At 60.5% G+C, this 13,447-nt stretch carries 13 protein-coding genes; 6 read left to right on the forward strand and 7 right to left on the reverse strand.

Going from position 1 to position 13,447, the window contains the following annotated elements; genetic code table 11:
- The first annotated feature begins 88 nt into the window (after positions 1-88).
- From ACZ47E_RS15685 to ACZ47E_RS15705, 5 genes are all read left to right on the forward strand, one after another.
- Positions 89-391 carry a UBP-type zinc finger domain-containing protein gene (locus ACZ47E_RS15685; protein WP_035211012.1) on the forward strand — a complete coding sequence of 101 codons (303 nt, stop codon included), beginning with the start codon at positions 89-91 and terminating at the stop codon, positions 389-391.
- A 13-nt stretch (positions 392-404) separates the two neighbouring features.
- Complete coding sequence (locus tag ACZ47E_RS15690; RefSeq protein WP_416172019.1) at positions 405-2,072, forward strand: FAD-dependent oxidoreductase; 1,668 nt, start codon at positions 405-407, stop codon at positions 2,070-2,072.
- A 693-nt stretch (positions 2,073-2,765) separates the two neighbouring features.
- Positions 2,766-3,602: an alpha/beta fold hydrolase gene (locus ACZ47E_RS15695; protein WP_113344349.1), complete on the forward strand. Its 837-nt coding sequence runs from the start codon at positions 2,766-2,768 to the stop codon at positions 3,600-3,602.
- Between the two features lie 98 nt (positions 3,603-3,700).
- Positions 3,701-4,162: a RidA family protein gene (locus ACZ47E_RS15700; protein ID WP_035208367.1), complete on the forward strand. Its 462-nt coding sequence runs from the start codon at positions 3,701-3,703 to the stop codon at positions 4,160-4,162.
- Between the two features lie 74 nt (positions 4,163-4,236).
- Positions 4,237-4,986, forward strand: a complete 750-nt coding sequence (locus ACZ47E_RS15705) for a gamma-glutamylcyclotransferase (RefSeq protein ID WP_035208369.1) — start codon at positions 4,237-4,239, stop codon at positions 4,984-4,986.
- Positions 4,987-5,021: 35 nt separating this feature from the next.
- On the opposite strand, the gene ACZ47E_RS15710 is transcribed toward ACZ47E_RS15705, so the two are convergent.
- From ACZ47E_RS15710 to nirK, 3 genes are all read right to left on the reverse strand, one after another.
- The gene (locus tag ACZ47E_RS15710; RefSeq protein ID WP_003585377.1) at positions 5,022-5,723 is read right to left on the reverse strand and encodes a Crp/Fnr family transcriptional regulator; all 702 of its coding nucleotides are present in this window, start codon (positions 5,721-5,723) and stop codon (positions 5,022-5,024) included.
- 147 nt (positions 5,724-5,870) lie between these two features.
- Complete coding sequence (locus ACZ47E_RS15715) at positions 5,871-6,788, reverse strand: SUMF1/EgtB/PvdO family nonheme iron enzyme (protein WP_035208371.1); 918 nt, start codon at positions 6,786-6,788, stop codon at positions 5,871-5,873.
- 108 nt (positions 6,789-6,896) lie between these two features.
- The gene (gene nirK, locus ACZ47E_RS15720) at positions 6,897-8,039 is read right to left on the reverse strand and encodes a copper-containing nitrite reductase (RefSeq protein ID WP_003585379.1); all 1,143 of its coding nucleotides are present in this window, start codon (positions 8,037-8,039) and stop codon (positions 6,897-6,899) included.
- 236 nt (positions 8,040-8,275) lie between these two features.
- Between nirK and ACZ47E_RS15725 the strand changes: the two genes are divergently transcribed.
- Positions 8,276-9,508 carry an NnrS family protein gene (locus ACZ47E_RS15725; RefSeq protein ID WP_113344344.1) on the forward strand — a complete coding sequence of 411 codons (1,233 nt, stop codon included), beginning with the start codon at positions 8,276-8,278 and terminating at the stop codon, positions 9,506-9,508.
- A gap of 85 nt (positions 9,509-9,593) precedes the next feature.
- On the opposite strand, the gene ACZ47E_RS15730 is transcribed toward ACZ47E_RS15725, so the two are convergent.
- From ACZ47E_RS15730 to ACZ47E_RS15745, 4 genes are all read right to left on the reverse strand, one after another.
- Complete coding sequence (locus ACZ47E_RS15730) at positions 9,594-10,127, reverse strand: DUF2249 domain-containing protein (protein ID WP_035208375.1); 534 nt, start codon at positions 10,125-10,127, stop codon at positions 9,594-9,596.
- 78 nt (positions 10,128-10,205) lie between these two features.
- A complete protein-coding gene (locus ACZ47E_RS15735; protein ID WP_035208376.1) occupies positions 10,206-10,511 on the reverse strand; it encodes a DUF2249 domain-containing protein in 306 nt (101 codons plus the stop codon).
- 146 nt (positions 10,512-10,657) lie between these two features.
- A complete protein-coding gene (locus ACZ47E_RS15740; RefSeq protein WP_060942185.1) occupies positions 10,658-12,556 on the reverse strand; it encodes a nitric oxide reductase activation protein NorD in 1,899 nt (632 codons plus the stop codon).
- A gap of 72 nt (positions 12,557-12,628) precedes the next feature.
- Positions 12,629-13,441 carry a CbbQ/NirQ/NorQ/GpvN family protein gene (locus ACZ47E_RS15745; RefSeq protein WP_003585384.1) on the reverse strand — a complete coding sequence of 271 codons (813 nt, stop codon included), beginning with the start codon at positions 13,439-13,441 and terminating at the stop codon, positions 12,629-12,631.
- Positions 13,442-13,447: the final 6 nt, after the last annotated feature.

Below are 13,447 nucleotides of genomic sequence, written 5' to 3' on the forward strand. Positions count from 1 at the left end.
CCGGATCCCCGTCGCAGCGCGTTGAAGGACGAGAAAAGCGTTCTCAACAACTGGGATACTCTCATTGGTATGTTGATGGAGAGCGAGCATGAGCGGATGCAACCACAATGTCACAGTCCGGTCCGTCACTCCGAGGACGCTCGGTTGCGAGGAGTGCCTCAAGGAGAACATGGAGTGGTTCCACTTGCGGATCTGCCGTCAATGCGGCCACGTCGGCTGCTGTGATCAATCGGTCGGCAAGCATGCGACCTTGCACTTTCATGAGACCGGCCATCCCATCATAGAAGGTTACGATCCTCCTGAAGGCTGGGGCTGGTGCTATATCGACGAGATATTCGTGGATCTGCCGGACCAGACGCCCCAACGCGGCCCGATTCCCCGCTACTACTGAGATTGGAACAGGTTTGACCGTCGCAGGCTCACGTGAACACCAGATGTTTCCGGCACTCGATCCTCAACAGATCGCGACTGCAAGACGTTTCGCTGATGACGAACCGAGATACTTTCTGCCCGGCGAGGTGATTTTCAATGTCGGCGAGAGGCACGCACCCGCCTGGCTGGTGCTCGAAGGATCGATTGAGGTTTTGCGGCAGGACGGCCTGTCATCCAGCGTTCCCGTGACCCGACATACGACGGGTCAATTTTCCGGAGAGGTCAGCCAGCTGTCGGGCAGGCCATCCCTGGCGAGTGGGCGTGCCGGTACGGAAGGGTGCATGGCCGTTTCATTCGACGCCCCGCATCTTAGAGCTCTGATCATCGGCACGGCCGACATCGGAGAGATCGTGATGCGGGCCTTTATACTTCGGCGCGTCGCCCTGATAGATCAGGGCGGTGCCGGTTCTGTACTGATAGGTCAACCGGGCAGTGCCGACCTTATCCGCCTTCAAGGCTTTCTGGCGCGAAGCGGATATCCGTATGTCGCGCTTGACGCTGACGCCGACGGACAAGGCCGCGATCTTGTCCATCGACTGGGTATCTTGAGAGAAGAACTGCCACTGATGGTGTGCCCTGGCGGAGCCATTCTGAAGAATCCGACAGACAACGAGGCCGCAGTTTGTCTGGGCGTCGCACAGGAGATTGTTTCCGGTGCCGTCTATGACGTTGCGATCATCGGCGCCGGCCCGGCCGGCCTGGCGGCCGCCGTCTACGCGGCCCCCGAAGGTTTGAGTGTCCTGGCGATTGACGAACGATCCGCAGGCGGCCAGGCGGGAGCGTCCGCACGGATCGAAAACTACCTTGGCTTCCCTGCGGGGATTTCCGGTCAAGATCTTGCGGCGCGTGCCTTCAACCAGGCGATAAAATTCGGGGTCGAGGTTGCTTTGCCCATCCCCGTTATTGACCTGCGGGTTGTTCAATCATCATGGGGAACCGGTTCGATATTGCGGCTGGGTCTCGATGGCGAACGGAGCGTCGATGCGCGAACCGTGGTGATCGCGTGCGGGGCGCGTTATCGCCGCCCGCAGTTGGCAAATCTCGCCGAATTCGAAGGGTCCGGTGTCTCCTATTGGGCGTCTCCTATCGAGGCAAAACTATGCGAAGGTGAAGAGGTCGTACTCGTCGGAGGGGGGAACTCGGCGGGGCAGGCGATTGTCTTCCTTGCTCCCAAGGTCCGGCAGCTCCATGTTGTTGTCCGAAGACCCCTCAAAGATACGATGTCCAGCTATCTTATTGACCGTATCGGGGCGCTGTCCAATGTCGAAATCCATGTCGACAGCGAGATTGTTGGCCTTGAGGGAGACCGCTCGACTGGTCTGAGCGGGGCCGTGATGCGTCACCGTCAATCCGGTGGTGAGCGAACCTTCAGGGTCCGGCATCTTTTCCTGTTCATTGGCGCTGATCCGAAAACGTCATGGTTACGCTCCGGTGTGGACGTCGACGACAAAGGATTCATTCTGACGGGGAGAGCTTCTTCTGTGCGCACATCCGTTCTTCCGCTCGAGACGAGTCTTCAAAACGTGTTTGCGATTGGTGACGTCAGGGCAGGGTCCACCAAGCGTGTCGCCGCCGCCGTGGGCGAAGGTGCCGCTGTAGTCTCTCAGATTCATGAGTGCCTTGGGCGGCAGCCCGGTTGAATTAACCCGGATCAATCCGTCCGGCACACTGAAGACTGATGACGGCAGGCAGTTGCTTCGTTTCCTCCCTTGTCGTTGATCCGTCGGCCGCCGTGACAACACGCTTGCATCGCGCGGTGTCCTCTCCGGCTATGATCAAGAGTTCTCAATTCTGTGCGCGGACAAAATCTGTCTTTCGCTTCGCACTGTCGTCCGTGGACCCAGGCAAACTCCAGTCATTTTCTGATCGCGGTGGTGCAACCGGCCATTTTTTATTGAGCCTCCAAGCATTCGTGCTCCCGTAAAACGGCGACGAAGAGACTTCGCATCTGCCTGTTCCCGGGGCCATCGGCAGAGGTAAGCGCATTACCCAAATTCCGCAGCCCCGATATCATATTCCTCAATGCGAATGAGACTGCGCATTCAGGTTTGCGAGCATTGTTGCAAATTGTGAAATAAACTCGACACTATTCAATCAATTGTTGATGGGCGGCTCTGACGGCAATATCGCTGCTGTCAGACGAACACAGCGTCGCCTGAAGTTTTCACAACGAAATCGCAGGACGCGAGATGACCACGTATTTCACATCTTTCACACGCCGGAACATGTTGCTGACCGCAGGTACGGCCGTTGCCGTTACAGCGATGTCTCCCGTTTTCGGCTTCGCAGCCAATAGTGATTCCGCCACTACCGCCACCGAAGGAACCAAGTCCATGAGTACTGTAACAACCAGAGACGGAACCGAAATCTTCTACAAGGACTGGGGCCCGAAGGATGCCCAGCCGATCGTTTTCCACCATGGCTGGCCGCTGTCGTCCGATGACTGGGATGCGCAGATGCGGTTCTTCGTCTCCAAGGGTTTTCGTGTTGTCGCCCATGACCGCCGTGGTCACGGCCGTTCCGCCCAGGTTGCCGATGGTCACGACATGGACCACTACGCCGCCGACGCCTTTGCGGTCGTCGAAGCGCTCGATCTGAAGAATGCCGTGCATATCGGCCATTCCACCGGCGGCGGCGAAGTTGCCCGTTATGTCGCCAAGCATGGCGAACCCGCCGGCCGTGTCGCCAAGGCGGTTCTCGTTTCCGCCGTACCGCCGATCATGGTCAAGACCGAAGCCAATCCGGAAGGCGTGGCGATGGAGGTTTTTGACGGCTTCCGCTCAGCGCTTGCCGCAAACCGTGCGCAGTTCTTCCGCGACGTGCCGGCAGGCCCGTTCTACGGTTTCAACCGCGATGGTGCGACCGTGCATGAAGGCGTGATCCAGAACTGGTGGCGTCAGGGCATGATGGGTGGTGCAAAGGCCCATTACGATGGCATCAAGGCCTTCTCGGAAACCGACCAGACCGAGGACCTGAAGAATATCAGCGTTCCGACGCTTGTTCTGCACGGTGAAGACGACCAGATCGTTCCGATCGCCGACTCCGCCCTGAAATCGGTGAAGCTGCTGAAAAACGGCACACTGAAGACCTATCCCGGTTTCTCGCATGGCATGCTCACCGTCAATGCCGATGTGCTGAACGCCGATCTCCTGACCTTCATCCGGTCCTGATCGATATCGCGGGAAGTTGCCGTTCCCGCATACCCCCATCTCCCAAATCCATATATCCACCTGCGCGGAAAGCGCTATTTCACGATTGGAAACTAATCATGTCGACGACCAACTCTGTCAGGAAAATCGTAAACCACGGCGTTGCCTGGGAGCAGGCGTTCGGATATGCGCAGGCTGTCCAGATCAAGGACACGATCTATATCTCGGGACAGCTCAGCCACGATGGCGGTGGCAAGCTCGTGGCGCCCGCCACCCTTGACGCCGGAGGCCGGCCCGTCGACTTCACGCAGATGGAAGACCAGATCCGTCAGACTTACATCAATGCCACGAAACTGCTCGCAGAATTCGGCGCCTCTCTCGATGACGTTGTGGAAGAGACACTTTTTGTTCTCGACATCCCGAGCGCATTCGCAGCTGGAGCCAAAGTTCGCAAGGAGATGTACGGGAAAGACACGCCGCCGGTAGCAAGCAACCTGATTGGAGTGGGCGCGCTGGCCTTCCCTGAACAGATCGTGGAGATCACGTTCCGCGCAGTCGTTGACGTTCCGGCCGCCTCATAAAGACAGTAGCCGCTCTGAAACACCGCCGGTGAGAAAATGCTTCGGCGGCGAACATATTAGAACAGGTTTTCCGAATGCCGAGAACATCTTCCGTCAAAACACGATCGGCAACGACCCTGCATCTGACCTCGGAACTCGTTGCCAGGACGCTCAGGGTTGTCGAAGAGCAAGGCCCGGAGCCAGACTGGACGCCAATCTCCCCCGAACAACTCGACGAACTTGTCCGGCGGGTAGAGAAGCAAGCTGGCGAAGAGGAGATCTGGATATTTGCCTACGGCTCACTGATGTGGAACCCGGGATTTGAAGTGGCGGGCATGGAAAACGCCGTCGCATTCGGATGGCATCGTGCGTTCTCGCTGAGGATCGAACGACTTCGCGCCACCTCGGACGCGCCGGGACTGATGCTCGCCCTTCAGCCAGGGGGAAGCTGTTCCGGCGTGGTTCTCAAGCTTCCATGCGCTACAAAGAAACGAGATCTCCGGAACCTTCTGGCGCGCGAAATCCGGTATGCTGAGGTGTCTGACATGGTACGTTGGGTCACGGTCAAGACGCCGGCGGGCGCCCGTCGCGCGCTGACGTTCTGGGCTAGCCCGAAGCAGTCGCCGCTGACAGACAAGGTGCCTCTCAATGAGGCCGCCGCGCTGATTGCCCAAGCGTGCGGACCGGCAGGGTCCTGCGCGGAATATCTGCATCGCACGGTTCTTGATCTGACGGAGCGCAACATTTTCGACCGAAACCTCTGGCAGTTACAAAAACTTGTCGCGGAAAGGCTTCAAGCTCTTCCGCGACATGCTCATGGCCCGGCAGGCCCGGACAAAGCCTGAGATGTCGAGGCAATGAGCGGGGCCACGGCTCCGCCCTAGACTTGACTGGTATCGCCGTCCGCCAGTTGGGCAAGGCCCGGCAGATCGCATACGAGAAGTTTCTGCCGGCCGCCCTGTACCAGGCCCTTGCTCTCCCAGCTGGACAGGATGCGGGAAACGGTGTGGAGCGTGGTGCCGGTCATTTCCGCTATATCCTGACGCGAGATCGGGAAGTCGATTCGAATACCGTCCACCTCCTTGCGCCCTGCCTGCTGCGAAAGGCGCAGTACGGCGTGCGCCACCCGACGCTCTACCTCTTGCGTCGACATTTCGCGGATGCGCGTATGGGCTTCCTCGAGACGTTGGCCAATCGTCTGCATGGCGGAGACGGCAAGGTGCGGATTCTGTTCGACGAAGTGCGGCCAGAGGTCCGTCTGCCAGGAAAGGATCACGCTTTCGGCGGCCGTGGTTGCGGTACCGGGATAATCCGACCGTTGCAGCGCCCGGGCGAAACCGAAGAGATCACCGGGATGCACCACACGCACGATGATCTGCTGGCCATCGTGCGTGACCTGCGTCACCTTCAGCCGGCCGTGAATAAGCAGGAAGAAATGCTTGGCCGGTTGGCCCTGCTCGAAGATGGCTTCGCCCGGCGGCACCAGCCGAGATGTGGCGTGGGTCAGCAATCCGTCCAGCTCATCGTCGGCCATCCTGGCGAACAAGGCCAGCGACCGGATGACGCTTCGGTCAATCTTCACTTGCACCCTCTCCGGTTATCTGGCACCGCGCGCTCCCCGCCCGGAGAAACATGGTGCGAGCCTTCTGTATTCTTACGATACAACTCTACCCATCGGGCGAAGAAGAACAAATGATATAAATCAACTGGATGTTCTAAGTGACGACTATCACGTAGCCAGACCGGCTGCCCGAAGCTTTTCGACAAGCGGAGCATACCAGCGCGTATCCTTCACCAGCCGGAAGCCGAGATTGTCAGGCGGCACGCCGACAGCGCAGCCTCCGCTCTTCGGGTTTTTGACGAAGGCGCTCATGGCCGCCCGGTGTTTTCCCGACGCGACCGGGATACCGCAGGAGGCGACGCTATCGATTGTCTCACCATCCTTGCCGAGCGTCACACGGTGGCTGCAGCTCGATGTCCATTCCCACACATTGCCTCCGAAATCGGCAAAGCCATATTCGTTTTCGCCAAAACTCCCATAGGATTGCGGAACGGGGTTGCCCGAGGCTTTGCGGCTGGTCTGCCGCTCGTAATCGGCCAGCCAACGCAAGGCCGGGTTTTCGCTGTCCGCGCCGACACCCAGCGTCTCATCCGGGAAATGCGACCCGGCGGCGAAAGCCAGTTCAGCGTCGCTCGGCAGGCGCCAGACCTCGCCTGTCCGCTCGCTCAGCCACGTCGCATAGGCGCGGGCGTCATCCTGGCTGATACCGGTTGCCGGTATCTCGCCGCCGACCGGAGCGGCAAAACCGGGTTCCGGCTGCTGACAGCCGCCTTCCGCCACGCAGCGCGCATAATCGGCGCTCGATACCTGATATTTCATGATCGTGAGACTTTGCCGCATCGCCACGTCGACCATCGGGCCATCGACGGCATAACCATTGCGGAAATATTCGCCCTCCGCCCGGTAGGTGAAATGTCCTGCGGGCACTGTAACGACCTGTGGAGCCATCATGGCCGCACGGTCATCAATGCCGCTGCGGATGATCCCGGACTGGAAACCGATGGCCGTTGCCAGCAGCGTTGCAATCGAGAGCGGGAGAAGAAGCGAGACGGCGTTTGGGAAGTGGCTGTTGCCGGGAATGCCCATGGGAACCTGCCTGCGTCGAGAAGACGCCAAAGTTCGGGCCTGCTTTCAGGCCGTATAGCAGAAGGGGAGCGCGCCGCGACCGCTGGCGGCGGCGCGCTTCCGCTTGTGTCAGATGCTCGACGGGGCGAGCACCGCCTGCATCAGGCTGTTATTCCACTCGCCCGTCACCTTGAAATGGGCGGCCGCGCCCAATTCGAAGGCTTCGATAAGGTTGTGATTGACATAGGCGTAGATGCCGGGCTGCTCGAAGGTATAGAAGGCCGCGCCCGCCGTGCCGCCGGGGATGAACCATGTTTCCTGGTCGAGATCCGGCGGGTTGCGGAATTTACCCGTTGCCCAGACATAATCGCCATGGCCGCCGATAAGGTGCGGGCGGGTATCACGGTTCGCCTGCGAATGCACGATCAGCACCTTTTCACCCACGGCGGCCTGAAGGGCGTGTTCTCCCGTTAGCGCGCCGACTGCACCGTTGAAGACGATGTGACTCGGTGTCAGCTTGCGCATCACCTCCAGCGTGTCGGCCATGGCGTCGCCGGCGCTTTCATATTTTTTGAAATTGCCGTTCTCGTCGCGCGGGATGTAGAAGTCCTGCTCGCCGACATAATAGATCTTGTCATAAACAAGCTCCTTGCCGTGGCCATCCGTCAGGCCCTCACGCGGCAGTACCATGATCGCGCCATTCATGCCCGAGGTGACGTGCCACGGCACCATGCCGGGAGGTGCGCAGTGATAGACGAAGACGCCGGCCTTGGTGGCCTTGAAGCGCAGGATCGCCTTTTCACCGGGGTTGACGATGGTGAGCCCGCCGCCGCCGAGCGCGCCGGTGGCCGAGTGGAAATCGATATTGTGCTGTAGCTCATTGGTATCGGGGTTGATGAGGGTCAGTTCGACATAGTCGTCCTGGTGCACCACCATCAGAGGCCCCGGAACCGAACCGTTGAAGGTCATGGCGTGGACCTCGGTGCCCTTGTCGTCGAGGATCATCTTCTGCTCTTTGATCGTGAGCGTGAACTCGACGATCTTCGGCCCGCCTTCGGCTTTCTGCGTGTGAGCATGCACGAAGGGCGGCTTGACGAGATCAACTTTTACGCGAGGTAGTACTCCAATCTCCGCCTTCGTCAATGGCTTGGCCGCAGCCTTTTTTTCCTCTGCCGCGCTCGCTGTCGATGGCATGATGACGGGAGCCAAAGCCCCTGCAAATGCCGCGCCTGCGAGAATGTTACGCCGTGTGATGTGGAAGGTTTCCGTCATCATATTTCTCCTGTCCCTCTTGGGGCAGAGCATGCTTTGCTCTGTCACAGCATTTGTATTGGAGGTACGGAAATACAATTTGAGATGGAGCAAACTGCACGTCGGGCCACCTGCGACATTTTGGCAGGCGGTTACGGCTTCATGCGGACGGGTAGCACCTCCTCTTTGCCTGTTCGCAAAGAAGCGAGACGGGATTGCGTCTAGACATATGTCAAGACCAAATGAGGAGCATTACAATGAGTGGCAGCCAAACCGTTCCCACCCAGGGGCGCAGCCGGCCAAAAGGCGGCATTCCAAGGGGGCTGGCACGCAGCGGCCCGGTTATCTTCTCCTACGGCTTCCGGCCGTTTTTTCTCGGTGGCGCCCTTTGGGCCATTGTGGCGATGGTGTTGTGGATAGCAGCACTTTCCGGCTTCATTGACCTTGGCGGAGATTACGGCGCGCCGAACTGGCATGCCCATGAGATGCTGTTCGGTTTCGCTTCAGCGGTGCTGGCCGGCTTTCTTTTGACGGCTGTGCCCAACTGGACGGGGCGGCTGCCCGTATCGGGCAAACCGCTGGTCTGGCTGTTTGCGCTCTGGTGCGCGGGCCGGATCTTCCTGCTCGTGCCAGACACGGTGGGTGTGGTCACCGCCGCAACCGTTGACGGACTTTTCCTGCCGGCACTTCTCACGATCTGCGCGCGCGAGGTCATTGCAGGGCGCAAGTGGAAGGACCTCAAAGTGCTGGGTGGGCTATTGGCGCTTTCCGTCGCCAATATCGTTTTCCATTTGGCGGCGATTGAAGGCGACCTGAGCCAGATGGCGACCCGTCTTGCCGTCTCAGCCTACACCGTGCTCGTCATTATCGTCGGCGGCCGGATCGTGCCGAGTTTCACTCGCAACTGGCTGAACCGTTTCGGCCGCACGGATTTTCCTGTGCCCTATAACGGCTTCGACACCGCCGCCATCCTCACCGGCATTGCGGCGCTGGCCGTCTGGACAATAGAGCCCGAGAGCATCGTGGCCGTGACAACGGCGCTTCTGGCGGCTTTCATGCATGCGATGCGGCTCATCCGCTGGCGCGGCTGGACGACATGGCCGGACCAGGTGCTGGTGGTGCTGCATGCGGCCTATGCCTTCATCCCCGCCGGTTTCATCGCCATCGCGCTGGCGGCTCTCGATGTCATGGATACACGCTCGGTCCTGCATGTCTTCACCGTCGGCGTCATCGGCTGCATGATGCTTGCGGTGATGACCAGAGCGAGTCTCGGCCATACCGGACGAAAGCTCGCGGCTAGCAAAGTTACTATTGCCGCTTATGTGGCGCTGATCGCCTGCGCACTGCTGAGGCCGGCAGCCGAGTTCTTCCCCGGCGCGATGATGCGTCTCTACGCCTGCTCGGCGCTTCTCTGGATCGTGGGTTTCGGTCTGTTCTGCTTCGAGTACGGGCCGATCCTGATGCACGAGCGCAAACCGCTCAAAGCCTAGAAGGCCTGCTTGCCATACCGCCAAAACAAAACGCCCCGGAAGCAATTTCAGGGGCGTTTTGTTTTCCGGGAGTTTGACTTCTGGTTTAATGCGCGCCGGCACCGGCGCGGATGAAGATGCGAAACGCCGTGCGCGCCTCGTCGAAATTTCCGGCCCATTGATGACCCCGGGCCAGTAGCTCCGGGTAGAGGAAGGTCGGTTCCTGCGGCATCAGCAAGAAGATCACGGAACCTAGGGGAAGACGGTCAAGTGTGGCAAGCGTACGGGTCGTTTGACCCTCGGTCGCCTCATCGCTCAGATCGAGATAGACGACCGGGTCGGGCCATATCTGCGGCTCCTCCGCGTTCCCCGCAAGCGCGGGCGACACGGAAATCTGCTCGGCTTCACTGGATCGCGGCGTGAACAGCACCTCCCAGTCGCCGCCACCGATTTCCCGGACCTGATGGTTGAAACCGCGTTCGGCCATCACCTTGAACAGTGGACTGGGCCGGAAGGTGGCGTATAATCGCAGCGCCTCACCGGGCGCAAGCCCTGCCACGGCTTCCATGATGGCCGGAAAAGGCTCGCCGCCGCTGAGCAAAAGCGGCCGGACATCGAGTTCGCTGATCATTTCCGTCATTGCATCACCTCATCGGTCGGCTGGCGGCGGCAAGGGCCGTCCGCCAGAGGTCTTTTCACCACATCGCCAGGGCAGGGGTCAATGTTCGGATCCGCAGCAGCATTCGCAGCCGGACATATCGTCCTCGGAACCTTCGGCCTGTTCTTCCAGGCGGCCGATATCGAGGCGCCAGACGTCCGGGCCCTGTTCGAGATATTCCCAGCCGAACTGGCCGGGGAAATTTGTGGCAAGCTGGTAAAGCAGCGGACGGGGATCGTGATCGCTGGTGATCTGCAGCGATTGACCCTCGGTCAACGCGCCGAGCGCACCGAAAATGCGCGGATGACGTTCGCCATGCGGAATGATGCGCACATCGATATTGGTTGCGGTTTGGGCTTCGGACATAGGCTGGCTCCACGGCCGCGTATGGAATGATGCCCGGCGGTGCGGCCGGCCGGCGGACTGGAAAAACCTATCCGCCCGGCGGTCGGGAGACATTGTCGCCGCGCAAATAAACCTGAGATTCGTCAGGTCCGTCTGCGTGACATGCGTCAGCCGGCAAGGCTGCGATAGATTGCCGGCAGCGCAGATGGCAGCTTGGCGATCCTGTTGACGATGGCATAACCGTTCTGGCCGAACATGGCCGGAATATAGGATTGCGCCTTGCTGTCGACGGTCACGCCGAAGACGCTGACGCCCGAGCGCCGCGCCTCGGAAACCGCACGGCGGCTGTCCTCGATGGCGAAGCGGCCTTCATAATGGTCGACATCGTTCGGTTTCCCGTCCGTCAGCAACAGAAGCAGCTTGCGCCGCTCCGGCCTCTCATGCAGCTTGGCGCTGGCGTGGCGGATGGCGGGGCCGATGCGGGTATAGAAACCGGGTTTTAGCGCCGCAATACGACGCTCGACAGCGTGGCCCATTGGCTCCTCGAAATCCTTCACCGTTTCCACCCGCACCCAGGAACGGCGGCGGGAGGTGAAGGTCAGGATGGAGTGACTGTCACCACAGGCGGAAAGCCCGTGCGCAAGCACCAGCAGGGCTTCCTTCTCCACATCGAGCACCCGGCGATTGTCGAACCAGGCATCGGTGGACAAGGACACATCGACGAGGATCGTTACGGCGAGATCATGCGCCTGCGGGCGACTGGCCATATGAATGCGGTCGCTGCCCTGTCCTCCGGAGGCGATATCACTTCTGGCGCGCACCACGGCGTCAAGATCGAGATCGTTGCCGTCAAGCTGGGCGCGCAGCATCTCGTGGCGCGGTCTCAGCACCTCGAATTGCCTCCTGACCCGGCGGATGAGGCTTTTGGTGTCCGGGTCGGGTTCCGGTGCCGTCTCCGCGTCTTTCGCCGGACCGGCGATGACCCGGCAATGATCGGCGAGATAGGTGCCGCTGCGATAATCCCATTCGGGATAGGTCAGTTCCGCCGTCAGCGCGGTATGGTTCAGTGCTTCGGGCGGCAGGTCCAGATCGAAGCGGAAGCGGGCGGAAGGCCGCCCTTTTCTTTCTCCCAGCGTCATGTCGTCGAGCTCGTCGGCCGCACTGTCGTCGGCATCGTCGCTATCGTCACCGGGACGATCGACATTGACCATCTCCGCCATGGCGAGGATTTTTTCGAAACGGTTGAGGATGAAGGGGCTGCGTTCCGTCTGCCGGTTCTCCGCCTTTTCACGCACGGCGATATGACGGGCCGCTTCCGCCCCCTGTGGTGCTGCGCTCGCCGCCGGCTGGTCTTCGCTTTGCCTGGCCTCGGATGTTTCGCGCAGCAGCGTGTCCGGCCACAGCGGAACAGGCAGCATCGGCAGATAACGCGGCGGCGCTTTGGCTAGAAGACCGACGGGCGGCGGATAGCCTTCGATCCCTGCCGCATCGGCCAGCATGGAAAGCACCCGCTGTTCCACCTGCTGTTCCGCCTGCGGCAGCGGCCGCTTCTGCCGCACCGCGAGCATGGCGGCGCAAAGCCGGCGATAACGGGTCTTCATGCCGGGAAAAGCATGGGTTACGGTCTCTGCCAGTTCCGTGGCGCGGTCGAGCCGGGCAAGATCGTTGCGCAACGGGTCGGCGGCCATGACTGGTTCAAGCGGCATCATCGCCATGGCGGCGGCGAGCCAGAAATAAAGATCGCGATTGAGGTGGCGGTCGGGAAATAGATCGAGCACTGGCGGCAGCATCAGCGTGGCATGATCGCGTCCGGGCTGGGCAAGCTTTTCTTCGCCAAGGCCCATGCGCTGGCGAAGCCTCAGCCGGTGTGTGGAGGTGCGGGCGCGCGCCGGGGCGATCTGCACCGCGTGTTCACCGCCAAAACCGCGGAAACATATGGCCAGCACGGCCTGCATGTCTTCCAGCCTGACGGCGTGATCGGGAAAGCGCAGCCATGTGCCGGTTTCGCCGATCAGCCTGTGCCAGGCGCGGCCGACGGTTTCTTCCAGTTCCAGAAAGTCCAGCATGGTTTATCCTCATGGCATCGAGCCGGAATGCGCGGGTAATACCGCGCATTCAGATATTGATATAAATGTGCCTTATCGTATGACCGCATCCGCGACTTCATGCAGCGCGGCCTTCACATCCGGCTCGTCGGACAGCGGTTCGATCATCGCCGCGCGCACGGCCTGACGGGCGGGAAGGCCGGTATCGATGAGGCTGGCGCAATAAACGAGCAGGCGGGTGGAGACGCCTTCTTCCAGATCGTGGCCTTTCAGGCCGCGCAGCCGGTGGGCGAGATCGACGAGCGGCTCGACATCGCGCGCATCGAGCCCGCTTTCATGCGACACGACGGCAATCTCCTGCTCTTTGGGCAGAAAATCGAATTCAATGGCGACGAAGCGCTGGCGGGTGCTGGGTTTCAGGCTTTTCAGCAGGTTCTGGTAGCCGGGATTGTAGGATACGACGAGCATGAAACCCGAGGGCGCTTCCAGCACCTCGCCGGTGCGCTCCAGCGGCAGGATACGACGGTCGTCGGTGAGCGGATGCAGCACAACGGCCACATCCTTGCGCGCTTCCACAATCTCGTCGAGGTAACATATGCCGCCCTGACGCACGGATCGTGTCAGCGGGCCGTCCATCCACACGGTTTCACCGCCTTTCAGCAGGTAACGACCGGTCAGATCGGCGGCGGCAAGATCGTCGTGACATGAAACGGTCGAAAGCGGCAGGCCGAGTTTTGCCGCCATATGGCTGACGAAACGGGTCTTGCCGCAACCTGTCGGGCCTTTCAGCAGCAGCGGCAATTGCCGCACCCAGGCGCTTTCGAACAGCGTGCATTCATTGCCAAGCGCGGTATAGAACGGCGTGTCCGGCAAAGGCTGCGGCGGGGGGCGGAAAATCGTATTCATGGTCAT

Source organism: Agrobacterium sp. 5Ca39, from assembly GCF_055382365.1.

What these genes read in the sequence shown, in the direction of transcription:
- nirK (WP_003585379.1), bottom strand. Translation starts at nt 8,039, where the DNA reads ATGACGGAAACCTTCCACATCACACGGCGTAACATTCTCGCAGGCGCG.
- ACZ47E_RS15705 (WP_035208369.1), top strand. Translation starts at nt 4,237, where the DNA reads ATGCCGAGAACATCTTCCGTCAAAACACGATCGGCAACGACCCTGCAT.
- ACZ47E_RS15735 (WP_035208376.1), bottom strand. Translation starts at nt 10,511, where the DNA reads ATGTCCGAAGCCCAAACCGCAACCAATATCGATGTGCGCATCATTCCG.
- ACZ47E_RS15685 (WP_035211012.1), top strand. Translation starts at nt 89, where the DNA reads ATGAGCGGATGCAACCACAATGTCACAGTCCGGTCCGTCACTCCGAGG.
- ACZ47E_RS15725 (WP_113344344.1), top strand. Translation starts at nt 8,276, where the DNA reads ATGAGTGGCAGCCAAACCGTTCCCACCCAGGGGCGCAGCCGGCCAAAA.
- ACZ47E_RS15745 (WP_003585384.1), bottom strand. Translation starts at nt 13,441, where the DNA reads ATGAATACGATTTTCCGCCCCCCGCCGCAGCCTTTGCCGGACACGCCG.
- ACZ47E_RS15700 (WP_035208367.1), top strand. Translation starts at nt 3,701, where the DNA reads ATGTCGACGACCAACTCTGTCAGGAAAATCGTAAACCACGGCGTTGCC.
- ACZ47E_RS15730 (WP_035208375.1), bottom strand. Translation starts at nt 10,127, where the DNA reads ATGACGGAAATGATCAGCGAACTCGATGTCCGGCCGCTTTTGCTCAGC.
- ACZ47E_RS15715 (WP_035208371.1), bottom strand. Translation starts at nt 6,788, where the DNA reads ATGGGCATTCCCGGCAACAGCCACTTCCCAAACGCCGTCTCGCTTCTT.
- ACZ47E_RS15740 (WP_060942185.1), bottom strand. Translation starts at nt 12,556, where the DNA reads ATGCTGGACTTTCTGGAACTGGAAGAAACCGTCGGCCGCGCCTGGCAC.
- ACZ47E_RS15695 (WP_113344349.1), top strand. Translation starts at nt 2,766, where the DNA reads ATGAGTACTGTAACAACCAGAGACGGAACCGAAATCTTCTACAAGGAC.